The 14189-nt window shown below is 65.8% G+C and carries 14 protein-coding genes; 8 read left to right on the top strand and 6 right to left on the bottom strand.

The genetic code is table 11. From position 1 onward, the window contains the following. Positions 1-20: 20 nt before the first annotated feature. The 3 genes from hflD to B0E47_RS07935 are packed head-to-tail and all read right to left on the bottom strand — an operon-like array spanning position 21 to position 2285. Complete coding sequence (gene hflD / locus B0E47_RS07945; protein WP_077513474.1) at positions 21-644, bottom strand: high frequency lysogenization protein HflD; 624 nt, start codon at positions 642-644, stop codon at positions 21-23. 10 nt (positions 645-654) lie between these two features. After that, positions 655-1803: a tRNA 2-thiouridine(34) synthase MnmA gene (gene mnmA / locus B0E47_RS07940; protein ID WP_077513473.1), complete on the bottom strand. Its 1149-nt coding sequence runs from the start codon at positions 1801-1803 to the stop codon at positions 655-657. Continuing rightward, entirely contained in the window at positions 1800-2285 is a 486-nt protein-coding gene (locus B0E47_RS07935; RefSeq protein WP_077513472.1) for an NUDIX hydrolase, read from the bottom strand. The genes mnmA and B0E47_RS07935 overlap by 4 nt, the downstream gene beginning before the upstream one ends. A 118-nt stretch (positions 2286-2403) precedes the next feature. Here B0E47_RS07935 and clpS point away from each other — a divergent pair, with 118 nt between their 5' ends. Both clpS and clpA read left to right on the top strand, forming a co-directional pair. Then, on the top strand, positions 2404-2730 hold the full coding sequence (gene clpS, locus B0E47_RS07930) for an ATP-dependent Clp protease adapter ClpS (protein WP_077513764.1): 327 nt from the start codon (positions 2404-2406) through the stop codon (positions 2728-2730). A 66-nt stretch (positions 2731-2796) separates the two neighbouring features. Next, on the top strand, positions 2797-5067 hold the full coding sequence (clpA, locus tag B0E47_RS07925) for an ATP-dependent Clp protease ATP-binding subunit ClpA (RefSeq protein ID WP_077513471.1): 2271 nt from the start codon (positions 2797-2799) through the stop codon (positions 5065-5067). A 92-nt stretch (positions 5068-5159) separates the two neighbouring features. Here clpA and infA read toward each other — a convergent pair whose 3' ends face one another. Together infA and B0E47_RS07915 are read right to left on the bottom strand one after the other, a co-directional pair. Then, positions 5160-5378: a translation initiation factor IF-1 gene (gene infA, locus B0E47_RS07920; RefSeq protein ID WP_007081871.1), complete on the bottom strand. Its 219-nt coding sequence runs from the start codon at positions 5376-5378 to the stop codon at positions 5160-5162. Positions 5379-5475: 97 nt separating this feature from the next. Further along, positions 5476-5751, bottom strand: a complete 276-nt coding sequence (locus B0E47_RS07915; RefSeq protein ID WP_077513470.1) for a polyhydroxyalkanoic acid system family protein — start codon at positions 5749-5751, stop codon at positions 5476-5478. Positions 5752-5832: 81 nt separating this feature from the next. Between B0E47_RS07915 and B0E47_RS07910 the strand changes: the two genes are divergently transcribed. After that, on the top strand, positions 5833-6600 hold the full coding sequence (locus tag B0E47_RS07910; RefSeq protein ID WP_077513762.1) for an FHA domain-containing protein: 768 nt from the start codon (positions 5833-5835) through the stop codon (positions 6598-6600). 74 nt (positions 6601-6674) lie between these two features. Here the strand turns inward: B0E47_RS07910 and B0E47_RS07905 are convergent, their stop codons facing one another. Continuing rightward, positions 6675-7457: a LysM domain-containing protein gene (locus B0E47_RS07905; RefSeq protein ID WP_254422864.1), complete on the bottom strand. Its 783-nt coding sequence runs from the start codon at positions 7455-7457 to the stop codon at positions 6675-6677. 300 nt (positions 7458-7757) lie between these two features. Here B0E47_RS07905 and serC point away from each other — a divergent pair, with 300 nt between their 5' ends. The 5 genes from serC (at position 7758) to uvrC (ending at position 14174) form a co-directional block, all read left to right on the top strand. Continuing rightward, entirely contained in the window at positions 7758-8843 is a 1086-nt protein-coding gene (gene serC, locus B0E47_RS07900; protein ID WP_077513758.1) for a 3-phosphoserine/phosphohydroxythreonine transaminase, read from the top strand. A gap of 75 nt (positions 8844-8918) precedes the next feature. Continuing rightward, a complete protein-coding gene (pheA, locus tag B0E47_RS07895) occupies positions 8919-10007 on the top strand; it encodes a prephenate dehydratase (protein WP_077513469.1) in 1089 nt (362 codons plus the stop codon). Further along, the gene (gene aroA, locus B0E47_RS07890) at positions 10004-11314 is read left to right on the top strand and encodes a 3-phosphoshikimate 1-carboxyvinyltransferase (protein ID WP_077513468.1); all 1311 of its coding nucleotides are present in this window, start codon (positions 10004-10006) and stop codon (positions 11312-11314) included. Before pheA ends, aroA begins: the two co-directional genes overlap by 4 nt. Positions 11315-11376: 62 nt before the next feature. Then, positions 11377-12156 carry a 3-deoxy-manno-octulosonate cytidylyltransferase gene (gene kdsB, locus B0E47_RS07885; RefSeq protein ID WP_077513467.1) on the top strand — a complete coding sequence of 260 codons (780 nt, stop codon included), beginning with the start codon at positions 11377-11379 and terminating at the stop codon, positions 12154-12156. Positions 12157-12347: 191 nt separating this feature from the next. Continuing rightward, positions 12348-14174, top strand: a complete 1827-nt coding sequence (gene uvrC, locus B0E47_RS07880) for an excinuclease ABC subunit UvrC (protein ID WP_077513466.1) — start codon at positions 12348-12350, stop codon at positions 14172-14174. Positions 14175-14189 lie beyond the last annotated feature (15 nt).

Below are 14189 nucleotides of genomic sequence, written 5' to 3'. Positions count from 1 at the left end.
TGCGCGGCCGGACGCGACCGTCAGCGATTGTCCAGGGTGGCGCCCGTCAACAGGCCGCGCGCCAGCATGCCGCATTGGCGTCGGTGCAGCAGCAACTGCCACTGGCGACCGCCGACCTGTCGCCACAGCACGGCCGAGCGCACCGCAGCCAGCAGGTTCGCGCGCACTTTCTCGACCACCGCAGGCTGCTGCAGTTGCTGCGGGTTGCCACTGACCATCACGCGTGGCCGCAAGGTGGACAGGGTGGAAGCGTAAAGCTCGGCAAGCCGACCGTTCACCTGGGACGAATCCTGGCCGAAGTGTTCCACCTGGCGTTGCGCCGCGAGGATGCCCTGCTGCAGTGTCTCCAGCAATTCCGGGCGCCCGGTCAGGCTGCGTTCCAGCCGCATCACCGTCACCACCATGCGCGTGATCGACATGTCGCGATCGCTTTCGTCGAGCTGGGCGATCAGTTTGCGCAGGCCAAGCCGCAGGTTCGAGACCCCGTCATACACGGCCACCACCGAGGGAGCGTCGATGCGGAACACGCTGGCCACACCAGCCTGCATCGCGGCGTCGTCGCAACGGCCATCGTTGGCCAGCTGTTGCGCCAGCGCGCAGGCCTGGAACAGGCCGGCCAGGGCGAGCACGCGCTCCTCGTTCATGCCAAAGGTTTCAAGCACGGGTTTGCGATTCTCTTTCGTGGGATGGATCAGTACGCATGAATGCCGGTAGCAGGCCGCCATAGGCTGCATCGGTGGCCATGATCACGGCGCCGCCGAGGCAGACGTCGCCAGCATAGAAGACTATCGATTGTCCGGGGGTTACGGCGCGTTGGGGATCATCGAAGCGTACCTCAACCCCGTCTTCGCCGACGCTCACCGCGCAGGCCTGGTCGGCCTGCCGGTAGCGGGTGCGTGCGGTGCAGCGAAACTCGTCCGCTGGCGGGGCACCGGCTATCCAGTGCGGTGGCTCGGTGCGCAGTCGCCGGGAATGCAGCCAGCGGTTCTCGCCGCCCTGGGCGACATACAGGATATTCGCCGGCACGTCCTTGCCCACCACGAACCACGCTTCGCCGCTGGCGCCGTGCCGACCGCCGATGCCCAGGCCGTTGCGCTGGCCCATGGTGTAATACATGACGCCCTGGTGCTCGCCGATCAGCATCCCGTCGGGCGTGCGCATTTCCCCCGGGCGGGCAGGGATGTACTGCGACAGGAAACCGCGAAAATCGCGCTCGCCGATGAAGCAGATGCCAGTCGAGTCCTTCTTCGCATGCGTTGGCAGCGCCGCATGGCGGGCAAGCTCGCGCACGTGTGATTTGTCGATGGAGCCCAGCGGGAACAGCGTGGCAGCCAGCGCCCGCTGCCCCAGCGCATGCAGGAAATAGCTCTGGTCCTTGTTGGCATCCAGCGCGCGCAGCAAGCGGTATCGGCCGTCGACACGATCGACGCGCGCATAGTGGCCGGTGGCGATCTTTTCGGCGCCCAGCGCACGGGCTTCGTCGAGAAATGTCTTGAACTTGATCTCGCGGTTGCACAGCACGTCGGGGTTGGGCGTGCGGCCCGCGCGGTATTCGGCCAGGAAATGCGCGAACACGCCGTCCCAGTATTCCGCCGCGAAATTGCGTGCGTGGAACGGGATGCCGAGCCGGCCACATACGGCAACGGCGTCCTTGCGGTCGACATCGCTGGTGCAAGGGCCGTCACGGTCGTCTTCCTCCCAGTTCTGCATGAACAGGCCTTCGACCTGATGACCGGCCTGTTGCAGCAACAGGCCGGCGACCGACGAATCGACGCCCCCTGAGACGCCCAGCATCACCTTCATGCCGATGCGCTTCCCGGGAGATAACTCAGGCTGGCCAGCGGCAGCCGTTGGCCAGCCAGCCAGGCGTCGATACTCAGCAGCACCAGCGGGCTGCGCAGGCGATCGCCCAAAGCGGCGATCTCGGCACGGCTCAGCCACAGGGCCCGTCGAATGCCGGTGTCGAGCGGGCGACTCGGGTCGTGGCCGGTCGCCTTCGCCGCGAAGCTGAAACGGACCACCGCCTCGCCATGTTCGGTACTGCGCCATTGCTGCACGCCGATCAGGTGCTGCAGCGCCACCGTCCAGCCGGTCTCCTCCAGGGTCTCGCGCGTGGCGGCGGCAGCGAGGCTCTCGCCATCCTCGAGATGGCCTGCCGGCTGGTTGTACACCAGCCGGCCGGAAACCTCTTCCTCGACCATCAGGTAGCGTTCGCCATCGGCGACCACGCAGGCCACGGTGACGTGCGGGCGCCAGATTCGGGCGCCTGGCATGGAAGCGTTCATCGGCGAGGTGGGTCTGGAAAAGTGTCCATTGTGCCACTACCTGTACGGACTGATCGACGCATTGGGCTGCATCCGCTGCGGCGTATACTTCCAACCAGAGAAAATACATCCCGAAACCATGGCCCACGAAAACGAACACGAGCAAGATAGCGGCCGCGGCCTGGCGGTGGAAACCGCCAGGCCGGAGGTGGCGCGACCACCTCTGTTTCAGGTGCTGCTGCTGAACGACGATTTCACTCCGATGGATTTCGTGGTGGAGGTGCTGCGCAGCTTTTTCAACCTGGACCAGGAGCAGGCGGTGCAGGTCATGTTGCATGTGCATACCCGCGGGCGCGGCGTGTGCGGCGTATTTACCCGCGAGGTCGCGGAAACCAAGGTCACTCACGTCAACGAATATTCACGTTCGCATCAACACCCTTTGTTGTGCACTATGGAAAAGCTCTGACGGACCCCATTTCGTGCTCATCGCGGCAACCACAGCCGCTTAACAAGCCCAGCGGAGACGATCCGAATGTTCAGCAAGGATCTGGAAGTCACCATCGGCCATTGCTACAAGCAGGCCCGCGAACAACGCCATGAGTTCATGACGGTCGAGCACCTGTTGCTGGCGCTGACCGAAAACCAGTCGGCGCTTGGTGCGCTGCGGGCCTGCGGGGTGGAATTGCCGCGCCTGTCGGCCGAACTGGCCCGCATCATCAGCGAGACGGTGCCGGTGTTGCCGCCCGGCGACGAACGCGATACGCAGCCGACCCTGGGTTTCCAGCGGGTGCTGCAGCGTGCCGTCTACCACGTGCAATCTTCTGGTCGCAAGGAAGTCACCGGCGCCAACGTGCTGGTGGCGATCTTCGGCGAGAAGGATTCGCACGCGGTGTTCTTCATGCACCAGCAGGAGATCACCCGGCTCGACGTGGTGAATTACATCTCGCACGGCATCGCCAAGATCGGCGACGAGCCGGCCGCGAGCACGTCGGGCAGCGAGCGCGAGGGCGAGGAAGGCGGCGAAGCCAAGGGCAACCCGCTGCATGAATTCGCCAGCAACCTCAACGAGCTGGCGCTGGAAGGCAAGATCGACCCGCTGATCGGGCGCGCCGACGAAATCGAGCGCACGATCCAGGTGCTGTGCCGCCGGCGCAAGAACAACCCGCTCTACGTCGGCGAGGCCGGCGTCGGCAAGACCGCGCTGGCCGAAGGGCTGGCCAAGCGCATCGTCGACGGCGAGGTGCCCGAGGTGCTGGAGAGCGCCACCATCTGGGCACTGGACCTGGGCGCGCTGGTCGCCGGCACCAAATACCGCGGCGATTTCGAGAAGCGCCTGAAAGGCGTGATCGCACAGCTGAAGAAGCAGCCTGGCGCGATCCTGTTCATCGACGAGATCCACACCATCATCGGCGCGGGTTCCGCCTCGGGCGGCACCATGGATGCGTCGAACCTGATCAAGCCGATGCTGGCTTCGGGCGAGCTGCGTTGCATCGGCTCGACCACATTCCAGGAATATCGCGGCGTGTTCGAGAAGGATCGTGCGCTGGCCCGTCGCTTCCAGAAGATCGACGTGGTCGAACCGACCGTGGCCGACAGCATCGAGATCCTCAAGGGCCTGCGCTCGCGCTTCGAGGAGCACCACCACGTCGAATACACCAACGATGCCCTGAAGGCCGCGGTGGATCTGTCGGTGAAGCACATTCCCGACCGCCTGCTGCCGGACAAGGCGATCGACGTGATCGACGAGGCCGGCGCGCGCCAGCGGCTGCTGCCGGAGGATCAGCGCACCGGCACCGTGGACGTGAGCGAGGTCGAGTACATCGTGGCCAAGATGGCGCGGATTCCGGCCAAGCAGGTTTCCGCCTCCGATCGCGATGTCCTGCGCAACCTCGAGCGCAACCTCAAGATGGTGGTGTTCGGACAGGACCCCGCAATCGAAGCGCTCGCCGCTTCGATCAAGATGGCCCGTTCGGGCCTGGCTGACCCGTCCAAGCCTATTGGTTGCTTCCTGCTCGCCGGCCCCACCGGTGTGGGCAAGACCGAGGTCACCAAGCAACTGGCGATGCAGCTCGGCATCGAGATGATCCGCTTCGACATGTCCGAGTACATGGAAGGCCACTCGGTATCGCGCCTGGTCGGCGCGCCCCCGGGCTATGTCGGCTTTGACCAGGGCGGCCTGTTGACCGAGGCGGTCACCAAGCATCCGCATGCCGTGCTGCTGCTGGACGAGATCGAGAAGGCGCACCCGGACGTGTTCAACATCCTGCTGCAGGTGATGGACCGTGGCGTGCTCACCGACACCAACGGTCGCGAGGCCAACTTCAAGAACGTGGTGGTGGTGATGACCACCAATGCGGGCGCCGCGATTGCCTCGCGCCGCACGATGGGCTTCGTCGAACAGAAGCACGAGGCCGATGCGATGGAAGTGATCCGGCGCATCTTCACCCCGGAGTTCCGCAACCGGCTGGATGCGATCATCCAGTTCGGCGCACTGGATTTCGAACACATCCTGCGCGTGGTGGACAAGTTCCTGATCGAGTTGGAGAGCCAGCTGACCGAGAAACGGGTGAGCCTGGACGTGGACGCCGATGCCCGCCGCTGGCTGGCCGAGCACGGTTTCGATCCGCAGATGGGCGCGCGGCCGATGGCGCGGGTGATCCAGGAAAAGGTGAAGCGCGCGCTGGCCGACGAGTTGCTGTTCGGCAAGCTGGCCGATGGTGGCCTGGTGCGGCTCAGCGTGGCCGATGGCGAGTTGAAGGTGGATTGCAAGGCGACAGAGAAATTGCCGGCCGTGGTCGAATAGCGAGCCGCTACGGCGGAACCCGAGGCAAAGCAAAGGCGGCGCAGTGCGCCGCCTTTGCTTGTCTGATTCGCCGTGCGCCTGCCGCGCCTGCCTTACTTCATGCGGTAGGTGATGCGTCCCTTGCTCAGGTCGTACGGGGTCATCTCGATCTTCACCTTGTCGCCGGTGAGGATGCGGATGTAGTGCTTGCGCATGCGCCCGGAGATGTGGGCAATGACTACGTGCCCATTTTCCAATTGCACGCGAAACATGGTGTTGGGCAGGGTCTCCTGGACCGTGCCTTCCATTTCGATGACGTCGTCTTTGGCCATATGTTCCGGGCTTCACGCGCAGCCGTGATGGCCGCGTAAGCCGTCGATTATGGCACGAACCGCGCGCTGGTTAAAGAATCATCAAGACGGCGACGGCTCAGGCGAAGTGCTCGTCCAGCTTGCGCCGGATTTCCTGCTCGATCATGGCCTTCAGCGGGGTCAGCAGCATCCCCAGCTGCGCCCGCACCTGGATGGCATCGCGATCGACCGCGATGGAGCCGTTCACGCCGGGGCGGGAAAAGCCCAGGGTGTCGCCCTGCCACTGACCGCTCATGCCGAACTTCTCCTGCATGCGGGAGGCGACCTGATCGACCACGGCGCGAGCCTCGGCGATCGACAGCTGGTGCGGGCGACGGATATCGATGCTGGGCATGGGTGTGTTCCGGGGCAAAGCTCCATCTTAATGCCATGCGCCTGCATGGTAGAGTTTCGCGACCTGTCGACCTGGTCAGCCATGCGTATCGAATTCCCCAATGCAGCCCGTGAGGATTTCCATTGGGCACAGGCACGATTGTGCATCGGTAGTGCTCCGGACAGCGATCTGGTGCTGGCCGCCAGCCAGGCGGCCTCGAAGCACCTGTGCATCGAGCAGGATCGGCGTGGCTGGGTGCTGCAGGTGTTGCCGTCGGCGGACCGGATCTATGTCAATGCCAGACCGGTGCGCGAACGGGCGCTGTTGCGTGCCGGCGACGTGGTCAGCATTGGCGATTGCCGCCTGTTGCTGTGCGACGACGAAGATCCGGCCTTGCGGGCGCCCCACAAGGTCATCGGTCAGGAACAATGCACGGTGGCCTTGCGGGCCGTAGCCGGGCCACTCTCCGGTCGCGTCCTGCCGTTGCGGGACAGCCTTGAACTTGGCTCCGAGGGGCACAACCCGCTCGGTCTGGCCCAGGGTGAGGCCGTGGGGTTGCGGATCGGCTGGGACGATGGCCGGCTCCTGCTGGAGGACATCTGCCGATCGCCGCGCCATCCCCTGCGCGTGAATGGGGTGGTCGTGCAGAAAGCTGCACTGTTGCCGGGCGATCAGATCGGCGTTGCCACGCATCGGTTCGTGCTGGAAGCCCCGGGCATGGAAGCGGAGCCCGAGATTGTCCTGGACGAACAGACGACGGCGGACCTGCCGGAGACGGCCGCAGGCCCCAAGGGCGAAGTCTGGTGGCTGATCGTTACCGCCGCGGTGCTGGCCCTTGGCATCGCGCTGGCGTTGTTGATTCGCTTCTGAGCCTGCCACGGTGCGACAGAACTCGGCTGCGCGGCGGTGCCTGAAGTGCGGCCGGATGAAAACCGCGGTGCAGCTCAGCGCTGTTTCAGTCGACGTTTGAGTTCAAGCGCCCGCGCCCGATAGGTGATGGCCGGCTGGTAATTCGGGTCAATCGCCAGGATGCGGTCCCACAGCGCGATGGCCGGGTCCAGTTGCTGGTCGCGATAGAGCACGATCGCCTGCTCGTGGTAAGAGTCCAGCAGTTGTTTGCGCAGCGCGGCGGCCTGCAGTCCCACCGGTTTCAGTCCGGGTTTGATGGACAGGGCTTCGCCGAGGCGCGCCAGGGCCTGGTCGTTCTGCCCCTGATCGAGCAGGGACACACTCTCTCTTTGCAGTCGCTGTGCCTTGGCGGTCGGCAGTTCGCTGGCGGTGGCCCCGGCTGACAGAGGCAGCCGTATCTTTTCGCCAACGCGCAGCATGGAGGGATTGGCCGACCCGTTGTAGCGGGCCAGTATCAGGAAGGCTCCCGGATCTCCCAGATAGCGGGCGGCCAGGGTGCTGTAGGAGTCGCCCGCCTGCACGACATAAGTCTGCGAACGGGAGCCAAGTGCCTGTATGGGGTCGGCCACGAGTTGGTGCAGCATGGCCTGCGCCGGGCGGTCGCCCGGGTGCTCCTGCAGATAGTGCTGAAGGTCCTGTTCGCCATCGTGGTAATGGCCCAGTTGCAGCTCGTTGACGATCGCGGTGAACGACGGCAGCTGCCGCGTCTCCGGCTGCGCGGCCGGTACCTGGCGTGTCGCGGCCGGATTTTCATTGAGCTTCGAGGTACGTGCGCCGAACCGGGTGCAGCCGGTCACGGCCTGCAGGGTCAACAGCATGGCCACCAACATGGCCTGTCCGAACCACGATCCGCCAGAACGAGATTGCCTTGCCAATGTCCAAACCCCTGATGCCCCTGTGGCCTGTTTGCCGGATCGTTTCGTCATTTTAACGACGGGCCTTGCCGCCGATCCAAGGCCTCCCCGGATTGTGGCATCAAGCTTCGCAGGCAATCCGCAGCCGATCCGTGACGCCCCGCAAACATGGCGGTTTTCGCCACGCGCACTCCCGAGGTTGACCACTCCATGTTGCGCCGCGCCATAATGCGGGGAACACACTTCCACGGGATGCAAGCGCACGTGAGCAGAGTCTGGAATTTCAGCGCCGGTCCGGCGGCATTGCCGCAGGCGGTCCTCGAACGCGCCCAGCACGAGATGCTGGACTGGAATGGCAGCGATGCCTCGGTGATGGAGCAGTCGCATCGCGGCAAGCGTTTCATCGCGATGGCCGCGCAGGCCGAGGCGGATCTGCGTGAGCTGATGGGGATTCCCGCCGATTACGCCGTGCTGTTCCTGCAGGGTGGCGCGACCCAGCATTTCGCGCAGATACCGATGAACCTGGCCGGCGAGCACGACAGCGCCGACTACATCGTCAGCGGACATTGGAGCGCCAAGGCGGTCAGCGAAGCCAGACCCTACCTGCGGGTGAACGTGGCGGCCAGCGGCGAGGCGGGCGATTACCTGAAGCTGCCGCCGCGCGACAGTTGGCAGCTCGACCCGCACGCCGCCTACGTGCACTACACGCCGAACGAGACGATCCACGGTGTCGAGTTCCACGGTATCCCCGACGTCGGTGAGGTGCCGCTGGTGGCCGACATGTCGTCGAACATCCTGTCCGAACCGCTGGACGTCAGCCGCTTCGGGCTGATCTATGCCGGTGCGCAGAAGAACATCGGCCCTTCCGGCCTGGTGGTGATGATCGTCCGGCGCGACCTGCTGCAGCGCCCGGGCCGGCCGATGGCGCGGATCTTCCGCTACGCCGACCACGCCGCCGCCGATTCGATGCTCAATACACCCAATACCTGGGGCTGGTACCTGGCCGGGCTGACGTTCCAGTGGCTGCTGGCGCTGGGTGGGCTTGGCGTAATGGCCGAGCGCAACCGCGCCAAGGCCGAATCGCTGTACCGGGCCATCGACGGCTCTGGCGGTTATTACCGCAACCCGATCGAGCCGGCCGCGCGCTCGCGCATGAACGTGCCGTTCACCCTGCACGACAGCGCGCTGGATGCGGTTTTCCTGCAGGAGTCCGAAGCTGCCGGCCTGCTTGCCCTGAAGGGGCACAAGGCGGTCGGCGGCATGCGTGCATCGCTGTACAACGCTGTGCCGATGGAGGCCGTCCAGGCACTGACCGGTTTCATGCGCGACTTTGCCCAGCGGCATGGCTGAGTGGCCATGGAGACCGTGTTTCGGGCATGATGCCTGTCCATCATTTGGACTTCTTTACTTCCAGGCGGCTAAAGCATGACCGAAAAAAGAGCACCGCTTAACGAGATGCGCGAGCGCATCGACAGCATCGACCGGCAGATCCAGCAGCTGATCTCCGAGCGCGCGAACCATGCGCAGACGGTGGCGAAAGTGAAGGGGGAGGGGCTTTCCGCGATCGACTACTACCGACCGGAGCGCGAGGCGCATGTGCTGCGCATGGTGGTGGACCGCAACCATGGGCCGTTGTCGGATGCCGAGATGGTGCGCCTGTTCCGCGAGATCATGTCGTCCTGCCTGGCGCAGGAAGACCCGCTGAAGATCGGCTTTCTCGGGCCGGAAGGCACGTTCAGCGAGCAGGCCGTGCGCAAACATTTCGGCCATGCCGCTTACGGCCTGCCGCTGGGCAGCATCGAGGAAGTCTTTCAGGAAGTCGCCGCCGGGCATGCCGACTTCGGCGTGGTGCCGGTGGAAAACTCGGGGCAGGGCATGATCCAGGTGACGCTGGACATGTTCCTCACCGCCGAAGCCACGATTTGCGGCGAGGTGGAGCTGCGTGTGCACCAGTGCCTGCATTCGCTGGGCGGGAAGCTGGAGGATGTCAAACGCGTCTACGCGCATGCGCAGTCGCTGCAGCAGTGCAAGACGTGGCTGCGCATCAACCTGCCCCATGTCGAATGCATCGCGGTCGGCAGCAATGCCGAAGCGGCGCGGCTGGCCCGCCACGCCGACGACGCGGCGGCGATCGCCGGCGAGACGGCCGGCAAGATCTACGGTCTCAAGACGGTGGCGTCGGGCATCGAAGATCGCGCCGACAACACCACGCGTTTCCTGGTGATCGGCCGTTCGCTGTTCCCGCCTTCGGGCAACGACCGCACCTCGCTGCTGATCACCGTCAACGACAAGCCCGGCGCGCTGTACGACGTGCTCAGCCCGTTCGCCAAACATGGCATCAGCCTGAACCGGATCGAATCGCGGCCGGCGCATACCGGCAAATGGCAGTACGCGTTCTTCATCGACGTCTCCGGGCATATCGACGACGAGGCGCTGCAGGCAGCGGTGCACGACATCGGCGAATCCGCCGCGACGATCCGCGTGCTGGGTTCCTACCCGGTGGCGTTGCCTTGAACGCAAGGCTGGACTGGAGCAGCCGCGCCGGCGGTCCGCTGCGCGGCGACGTGCGCGTTCCGGGCGACAAGTCGGTCTCGCATCGGGGGCTGATGCTGGCTGCCATCGCTGATGGAAGTTCCCGCATCCGCGGCTTCCTGGAGGGCGAGGATACGCGTGCCACCGCCGCCGTACTGGCGCAACTCGGGGTCCGGATCGACGCGCCGTCGCCGGGCGAGCGCATCGTGCATGGCGTCGGGCTGCACGGCCTGCGGAGATCGGAACAGCCACTGGACTGCGGCAATGCCGGCACCGGCATGCGTCTGCTCGCCGGCCTGCTCGCCGGGCAGGCGTTCGACAGCACGCTGGTGGGTGACGCGTCATTGTCGAAGCGCCCGATGCGTCGCGTCACCGATCCGCTGGCGCAGATGGGCGCGCGCATCGACACGCGCGACGGCATGCCACCGCTGCGGCTTCACGGTGGTTCCGCCCTGTGCGGCATCCATTACGAGTTGCCGATCGCCAGCGCCCAGGTGAAATCCGCCCTGCTGCTGGCTGGCCTGTACGCCGGCGGCACGACCGAGGTCATCGAGCCGCATCCGACTCGCGATTACACCGAGCGCATGCTGGCCGCGTTCGGCTGGCCGATCACGTTTGAACCGGGTCGGGCGCGGCTGGAAGGCGGTCATCGGCTGCGCGCCACGGATGTCGAGGTGCCGGCCGACTTTTCCTCGGCCGCGTTCTTCCTGGTCGCCGCGAGCATGGTGCCGGGTTCCGAGCTGCGCCTGCCGGCGGTGGGCCTCAATCCGCGTCGCACTGGCCTGCTGCAGGCGCTGCGCCTGATGGGCGCGGACATCAGGGTCGAGCGCCTGCGCGAGGCGGGCGGGGAGCCCGTGGGCGATCTGCTGGTGCGCCACGCCCCGCTGCATGGCATCGAACTGCCTGCAGCCCTGGTGCCGGACATGATCGACGAGTTCCCGGTGCTGTTCGTTGCCGCGGCCGCGGCGGCGGGGCGCACCGTCATCCGGGGTGCGGCCGAGTTGCGGGTGAAGGAATCCGATCGCATCGCCACGATGGCGACGGGCCTGCGCACGCTCGGCGTGGCCATCGAGGAAACCCCGGATGGTGCGATCATCGATGGCGGGAGGATCGGCGCAGGTACGGTGGAAAGCCTCACCGACCACCGCATCGCGATGAGCTTCGCGGTGGCCGGGCTGACCGCTGCCGGCCCGGTGCGGATCAACGACTGCCGCCACGTGGCCACCTCGTTCCCCGGCTTTCTCGACCTGGCCAACGGTTGTGGTTTCGTGTTGCAGGACGGTGGCTGAACCGATTGCGGCGCTCGTTGTATCGTGGCCGCCAGATCCCGCACTCCGCCAAGGAAACAAAGATGTCGCACGCGGTTCCACCGTTCATTGTCGCGATTCCGGCCCGGTACGGTTCCACCCGGCTGCCGGCCAAGCCATTGCGCGAGATCGGTGGCGTGCCGATGGTGGTGCGGGTGGCGCAGCGTGCGCTGCAGGCCGGCGCCACCCAGGTGGTGGTGGCGGTGGACGATCAGCGCATCGCCGATGCGTTGGCAGGACAGCGCGGCGTGGACATCTGCATGACCCGCGGCGACCACGCCTCGGGCAGCGACCGCCTCGCCGAATGTGCCCGGCACTACGGCTGGGCCGATGACAGTATCGTGGTGAACCTGCAGGGCGACGAGCCGTTTGCGCCGGCAGCCGGCATTCGCGCGGTGGCGCAGGCGCTGGCCGGCGACGATGCTCCGATGGCCACCCTCGCCACGCCGATCATCGATGCGCAGGAGTTGTTCGATCCGAATGTCGTGAAGCTGGTGCGCGCGGCGAACGGGCGAGCCTTGTATTTCAGTCGCGCGCCCTTGCCCTGGGCGCGCGATGCCTTCGCCGTCGACCGACAGGTGCTGCCATCCGGCACGCCGTTCCTGCGCCACATCGGCATTTATGCCTATCGCGCCGGTTTCCTCGGCCGTTATGCGCGGCTGTCGCGCACGCCGCTGGAACAGACCGAGTCGCTGGAACAGCTGCGCGTGCTCGAACACGGCCATGCCATCGCGGTACGCCTGACGCCCGAGCCGTTTCCACCGGGCATCGATACCGAGGCGGATCTGGAACGTGCCGAGCAATGGTTGCGCACGCAGCACTGAGAGTTTGTGATTTTTTCAAACTCGAAGCCCGGCCATGGATGGCCGGACGCGGGTCGATCACGCAAGTGATTGATTCGCGTGAGCGAGTCCGGACATGTGCCGGACTCGCGATAGAAGAAAACCGCAGGATGTGGTTTTCTTCACAAGTTCTAAGCCACCATATCGGGCGGGCTGCCATCTAGAATCGCCCCATGCAACCTGCGCAACCGCCACCCTTCGACGGCAAGGCCTTCGTCCGCACGCTGACCACTTCGCCCGGCGTCTATCGTCACTTCGACATGGCCGGCGACCTGCTGTACGTGGGCAAGGCCGGTAACCTCAAGAAACGCGTTGGCAGCTATTTCCTGAAGCCGCGGATGGAGCCGCGCATTGCGGCGATGGTGGCGCAGATCGCCCGCGTCGAGATCACCGTGACGCGCACCGAGGGCGAGGCGCTGTTGCTGGAATCGCAGCTGATCAAGTCGCTGAAGCCGCGCTATAACATCCTGCTGCGCGACGACAAGAGCTACCCGTACATCTACCTGTCCGGCGGCGAGGACTACCCGCGGCTGGCTTTCCATCGTGGCGCGAGGAACCTGCCGGGACGATATTTCGGACCGTATCCGAGCACCTACGCCGTGCGCGAGAGCCTCAGCCTGATGCAGAAGCTGTTCAAGGTGCGCCAGTGCGAGGACAGCTACTTCCGCAACCGCACCCGGCCCTGCCTGCAGCACCAGATCGGCCGCTGCACGGCGCCTTGCGTGGGCCTGATCAGCGTGGACGATTACCGCAGCGACGTGCGCCACGCCGAGATGTTTCTGGAGGGACGCAGCAATGCGGTGATCGACGAGCTGGCCGAGGCGATGGAGCAGGCCAGCAAGGCGCTGCAGTTCGAGCGCGCCGCGAAGCTGCGCGACCAGGTCGCCGCACTGCGCCAGCTGCAGGCGCAACATCACGTGCAGGGTGCCAGTGCCGACATGGACGTGATCGCCTGCCGCATCGAGGCGGGCATGGCCTGCGTCAGCGTGCTGTTCTTCCGCAACGGGATCAGCCTGGGCACCCGCGACTTCTTCCCGCGACTGCCGCTGGATGCCGAACCGGCAGACGTGTTGGTGCAGTTCATCGCGCAGTACTACCTCGACCGCCCGGTGCCGCGCGAGTTGATCCTGGGCGAGGCGCTGGCCGACCAGGACATCCTCGCCGAACTGCTCTGCCAGCACGCCGGGCACACGGTGGAGTTGAAGTCGAGCGTGCGCGGCGACCGTGCGCAATTCCTGCAGATGGCCGAGCGCAACGCGCAGGCTTCGCTGACGGCGCGGCTGGCCAGCCGGCAGACCCTGGGCAACCGCTTCGACGACCTGCAGAAAGTGCTGGGGCTGGTGACGGTGCCACGTCGCATCGAGTGCTTCGACATCAGCCACACGATGGGCGAGCTGACGGTCGCCTCGTGCGTGGTGTTCGGGCCGGAAGGGCCGGAAAAGTCCCACTACCGCCGTTTCAATATCGCCGGCATCACCCCGGGCGACGATTATGCGGCCATGCACCAGGCGCTGAACAGGCGCTTCCGCAAGCTCGCCGAGGGGGAGGGCGCACGCCCGGATGTGCTGCTGATCGACGGTGGCGGCGGCCAGGTGGCGCAGGCCATGGATGTATTGCGCGAGCTGGGCGTCGAGGGCATCGAGGTGGTCGGTGTGGCCAAGGGGCCCGGCCGACGGGCCGGCGAGGAAACCCTGGTGCTGGCGGACTCCGGGCGCGAGCTGCACCCGGGCTCGTCATCGCCCGCCCTGCACCTGGTCGCGGCGGTACGCGACGAGGCGCATCGTTTCGCCATCAGCGGCCATCGCAAGCGGCGCGAAAAGTCCCGCGAGCGCAGCGTGCTGGAAGATGTTCCCGGCATCGGCGCACGTCGCCGTTCGGCCCTGCTCAAGGCCTTTGGCGGCATGCAGGGCGTGGAAGCCGCAGGCGTCGAGGAGTTGATGCAGGTGAAGGGCATCGATCGCGGCCTCGCCGAGCGCATCTATTCCAGCCTGCATGGCTGAACACTGGCGGGCGAC

The organism is Rhodanobacter sp. B05 (assembly GCF_002001085.1).
GTDB lineage: Bacteria > Pseudomonadota > Gammaproteobacteria > Xanthomonadales > Rhodanobacteraceae > Rhodanobacter.
This window is presented reverse-complemented; position numbering and strand designations above follow the sequence as displayed.